Source organism: Gluconobacter sp. P1D12_c (genome assembly GCF_018812105.1).
Lineage (GTDB): Bacteria > Pseudomonadota > Alphaproteobacteria > Acetobacterales > Acetobacteraceae > Gluconobacter > Gluconobacter oxydans_A.
The window spans coordinates 1-606 of record NZ_JACSIQ010000182.1; the positions used below are offsets into that span (position 1 = coordinate 1).

General features: G+C 53.3%; 1 protein-coding gene. It reads left to right on the forward strand.

Annotation, left to right across the window (positions count from 1 at the left end; translation table 11 throughout):
* Nucleotides 1-30: 30 nt before the first annotated feature.
* The coding region (locus KP705_RS16220; RefSeq protein WP_215764990.1) for a recombinase family protein at nt 31-606 on the forward strand (576 nt) is incomplete at its 3' end.

A 606-nucleotide genomic window follows, 5' to 3' on the forward strand; every position in this document is an offset into this window, starting at 1 on the left:
CATGGGGCCTTATACGTTACACTTTCCCGTATGACACACATAATGATCGGCTATGCCCGCTGCTCGACGGACAAACAGGATCTCGCGGCCCAGCATCAGGAACTGCTCAAACTCGGTGTTTCTGCCGATCGTATTTACACCGACAAGGGCTTCACCGGCACGAACCGGGAAAGGGCCGGCCTTGACCAGGCACTGGCGGCTGTTCGTAGTGGCGATACTTTGGTCGTACCAAAGCTTGATCGACTGGCCCGCTCTGTCCCTGATGCACGGCTTATTGGCGACAGCCTGGCATCCCGTGGCGTGAAGCTTCAACTTGGGAACAGTATTCACGATCCGTCTGATCCAATGGGCAAGTTGTTCTTCAACATCCTTGCGACTTTCGCGGAGTTTGAAGCCGATCTGATCCGGATGCGTACTCGTGAAGGGATGGCCGTTGCACGCGACAAAGGTAAACTACGCGGAAAGAAACCCAAGCTTTCTGAACGTCAGCAAAAAGAGCTTCGCCGGATGTATGATACCGGCGATTACTCCATCAGCGATCTTTCAGAACTGTTTTCTATTTCTCGGCCAACTGTCTATCGAACTCTCAGCAGAACAGCCTCAACG